The 3,718-nt window shown below is 71.1% G+C and carries 5 protein-coding genes and 1 pseudogene; 1 reads left to right on the top strand and 5 read right to left on the bottom strand.

Annotated elements, in window-relative coordinates; all coding sequences use genetic code 11:
* Nucleotides 1-819, bottom strand: an 819-nt coding sequence (locus tag PHC73_RS12380) for an AAA family ATPase (protein WP_300128728.1), incomplete at its 3' end; no start/stop codon positions are given.
* Between the two features lie 205 nt (nucleotides 820-1,024).
* Here PHC73_RS12380 and queF point away from each other — a divergent pair.
* Nucleotides 1,025-1,390 carry a preQ(1) synthase gene (gene queF / locus PHC73_RS14045; RefSeq protein ID WP_366949879.1) on the top strand — a complete coding sequence of 122 codons (366 nt, stop codon included), beginning with the start codon at nucleotides 1,025-1,027 and terminating at the stop codon, nucleotides 1,388-1,390.
* A 34-nt stretch (nucleotides 1,391-1,424) separates the two neighbouring features.
* Here the strand turns inward: queF and ureG are convergent, their stop codons facing one another.
* The 4 genes and pseudogenes from ureG to ureC form a co-directional block, all read right to left on the bottom strand.
* A complete protein-coding gene (gene ureG, locus PHC73_RS12370) occupies nucleotides 1,425-2,048 on the bottom strand; it encodes an urease accessory protein UreG (RefSeq protein WP_300128723.1) in 624 nt (207 codons plus the stop codon).
* 13 nt (nucleotides 2,049-2,061) lie between these two features.
* Entirely contained in the window at nucleotides 2,062-2,748 is a 687-nt protein-coding gene (locus PHC73_RS12365) for an urease accessory UreF family protein (RefSeq protein ID WP_300128721.1), read from the bottom strand.
* Nucleotides 2,729-3,181, bottom strand: coding sequence for an urease accessory protein UreE (ureE, locus tag PHC73_RS12360; RefSeq protein ID WP_300128719.1), 453 nt, complete (start codon nucleotides 3,179-3,181; stop codon nucleotides 2,729-2,731). The genes PHC73_RS12365 and ureE overlap by 20 nt, the downstream gene beginning before the upstream one ends.
* Nucleotides 3,182-3,289: 108 nt before the next feature.
* Nucleotides 3,290-3,718: pseudogene (ureC, locus tag PHC73_RS12355) on the bottom strand (urease subunit alpha); the annotation flags it as partial.

The following is a 3,718-nucleotide window of genomic DNA, read 5'->3' as shown; positions in this document are numbered from 1 at the left end:
CTCCACCTGCGCCTCGGCAGCGTGCACGGCGGCCTGCGCCTGCGCCTGCGCCGTGACTGCGCCATCGAGCGCCGCGCGCCGCGCGCCGGCGGCTGCCGCCAGCGCCCGCAGCCGACAGCCGAGCAACCGGGCACGCGCCTGCCGCTCGGCGGCCTTCAGTTCCCGAAACGTCTGCGCCGCGCGCGCCTGGCGCTCGAGCACCGCGAGCCGCTTGCCGAGCTCGTCGCGCAGGTCGTCCAGGCGCGCCATGTTGTCGCGCGTGTGCTGGATGCGCCCGGCGGTCTCCTGGCGGCGCTCCTTGTAGCGGGAGATGCCCGCCACCTCCTCGATGAAGGCGCGCAGTTCCTGCGGCCGCGCCTCGATCAGGCGCGCGATCATGCCCTGCTCGATGATGGCGTAGCTACGCGGCCCGAGCCCGGTGCCGAGAAAGATGTCGGTGATGTCCCGTCGCCGGCAGCGGCTGCCGTTGAGGTAATACACCGACTGGCCGTCGCGCGTCAGCTCACGCCGCACGGCGATCTCGGCGTAGGCCGCCCAGGGACCACCGAGCGTGCCGGCGCTGTTGTCGAACACCAGCTCGACGCTCGCCTTGCCGACCGGCTGGCGGGCGCTCGACCCGTTGAAGATGACATCCGCCAGCGCATCGCCGCGCAGCTGCCGGGCCGAGCTCTCGCCGAGCACCCAGCGCACGGCGTCCACCACGTTCGACTTGCCGCAGCCGTTCGGCCCCACCACGCCGGTCAGCGGACCGCGCAACTGCAGCGTGGTGGGGTCGACGAAAGTCTTGAAGCCCGCCAGGCGGATGGTCTTCAGTTTCATGCCGGGGCTGTTGGGTTTGGCGCGCGAAGCGGACGGTCCGTTGGCGCAGCCGGCCATCGCGTCAACGGCCGACCGGATGCTGCCTCGTTGTGACCCTGCGGGCCGCAATCCGATAATGGTGGGCCCTGAAACTCACCTGGAGAAGCGCGTGGCAAGCTCGCGCCCCGTTCGCTCAAAAAAACCCCACGCTACCGCCGGCGGCACCCTGGAAACCTTCGCCAACCCGCACCCGAACCGCGACTACACGGTACGCATGCGCTGCCCGGAGTTCACCTGCCTGTGTCCCAAGACCGGGCAGCCCGACTTCGCCACCGTGCATGTGGAATACGTGCCCGACCAAACCTGCGTGGAGCTGAAGTCGCTGAAATTATATCTGTGGTCGTTTCGCGACCAGGGCGCCTTCCACGAGGCCGTGACCGGCCAGATCCTCGACGATCTGGTGGCGGCCACCGCGCCGCGCTTCATGCGCGTGACGGCGGAGTTCCTGGTCCGCGGCGGCATTTACACCACCGTGGTGGTGGAGCATCGCCAGCCGGGCTGGGCGCCGGCCGCGCCGGTCAGCCTGCCCTGACGTCGCGTCAACGCCGTCGCGACCGGCGGCTCGGTTACGGCGCCAGCGCACCCTCGCGCTCGATGAAGGCGATCACCTCCTGCAGCCCGGCGCCGGTCTTCAGGCACGTGAACACGAATGGCCGCTCGCCGCGCATGCGCCGCGCGTCGCGGTCCATGACCTCCAGCGACGCCCCGACGTGGGGCGCGAGATCCGTCTTGTTGATGATGAGGAGATCCGAGCGGGTGATGCCCGGCCCGCCCTTGCGCGGAATCTTGTCGCCGGCCGCGACATCAATCACGTACAGCGTCAGGTCCGACAGCTCCGGGCTGAAGGTGGCGGCCAGGTTGTCACCCCCCGACTCCACGAACACTACGTCCAGCGGCGCGAAACGCCGCGCCAGGTCCGCCACGGCGGCGAGGTTGAGCGAAGCGTCCTCGCGGATTGCCGTATGCGGACAGCCGCCCGTCTCGACACCGACGATGCGCTCCGGCGCCAGTGCCCCGGCGCGGGTGAGGAACTCGGCATCCTCGCGGGTGTAGATGTCGTTGGTGACCACGGCGATGGCGTAGCGCTCGCGCAGCGCCCGGCACAGCGCCTCGGTTAGCGCCGTCTTGCCGGAACCGACCGGACCGCCGATGCCGACCCGAAGCGGTCCTGCCGAACTGTCATGCGCCATCTCGATCGTCTCCTCAAGACCTGAACAGCCGGCTGTACTGCGTCTCGTGCCGGCAACTGGCAATCGACAGCGCCGGTGCGGCGCCGGCAATGTCGGCATCCGGCAACGTCAGCCCGCGCGCCGCGGCCGTTGGAATGTCCGCCGCCAACGCGTAAAGCAGGCGCTGCGCGGCGGCGTGACCAAGCGGCACCGCGCGCACGGCGGCGCTCACCTGCGCCTCCAGCCACGCCCACAGCCAGGCGCGCGCGGCGGCGTCGACATCGATGCCGTAATGCGCCACCGCCAGGGCGTACAGCGCGAGCGCGGTGCGCTGCGGGCAGTCCGACCAGGCGGCGGCACCCGGCACGCCAAGCTCGCCAAGCAGCACCGCCCAGGCACCCGCCAGCGCCCGCTCCTGCGCGCGCAGTTCCGCCGTGTCGCGCATCGCAAGCAGCAGCCCGGACCAGCGCAGTGCCGCCGCCTGATCGCTGTGTCCGAATGCGGCCACCAGGCGTACCAGCAGCGGCACTTCCAGCGTGGTCGCGGTGTGGCGCAGTTGGCCGCGGATCCACGCCTCGGCTTGCGCCGGATCACCCACCCAACCCGCCTCGACGGCGCTCTCCAGTCCCTGCGAATAGGCGAATGCGCCCACGGGTAGCGCGGCACTGGTGAGCTGACGCAGGCGCAGCTCGGCCAGAGCGTCAGGCGTGGCCGTGGCCATGCCCATGTCCCGGCGCGTAGGCGCCTGCCTCCGGCTCGAAGGACGCCTGCTCGACCGCCACCGTGAGGCCGAGCCCACGCAACATGTCGTCCAGCACGTGGTCGTGCAGGTAGCGCAGCCAGCCGGCGCCGATCTCGACCGCCACGTGCCGGTTGCCGAGGTGGTAAGCGGCTCGCAGCAGCATGGCGCCATCCTCGGCATGCGCGGTCGACACGGTTTCCGGCGCCGCCAGAATGCGCAGCCGGCGACCGCTGTTGCTACGCAGCACGTCGCCATTGCGCAGCACCGTGCCGCGCGGCAGCGCAAGCATCAGCGCGGTGCCATCCGCCAGCACAACCCGCTGACGGCTGCGAGTGCGTCGCTCCCAGGCGAGCGCCACGGTCGCATCGGTCTCCCCCACTGCTTCGGCATCGAGCCGGTCGAACGTTTCCATGGCGCAATCACAGCAAGCGGCGGGCCAGTCCGCGGGGGGTCGGGGGAGAAATTACGCCGCGACGTCGCCGCCGGTGCCCATCTCCGGCGCCGTCACGCGCCGCCACCCTCAAAACAAGAAATACCGCTGCGCCAGCGGCAGCACCTGCGCCGGCTCGCAGGTCAGCAGCACGCCGTCGGCGCGCACCTCGTAGGTCTGGGCGTCCACCTCCATCACCGGCGCGTAGTCGTTGAGCACCATGTCGGCCTTGCCGATGGTGCGCGTTCCTTTCACGGCCACGGCGCGGCGGCGCAGGCCCAGCCGCTGCGGCACGCCGGCAGCGAGCGCGGCCTGCGAGACGAAGGTGAGGCTGGTCGCCGCGATAGCCGGGCCCATCGCGCCGAACATCGGCCGGTAGTGCACCGGCTGCGGCGTGGGGATGGAGGCGTTGGGGTCGCCCATGGGCGCGGCGGCGATGGCGCCGCCCTTGAGGATCAGCGCCGGCTTCGCGCCGAAGAAGGCCGGCTTCCACAGCACGATGTCGGCGAGCTTGCCGGC

It is taken from the genome of Immundisolibacter sp. (assembly GCF_028696615.1).
In the GTDB taxonomy this organism is placed as follows: Bacteria; Pseudomonadota; Gammaproteobacteria; order Immundisolibacterales; family Immundisolibacteraceae; genus Immundisolibacter.
This window is presented reverse-complemented; position numbering and strand designations above follow the sequence as displayed.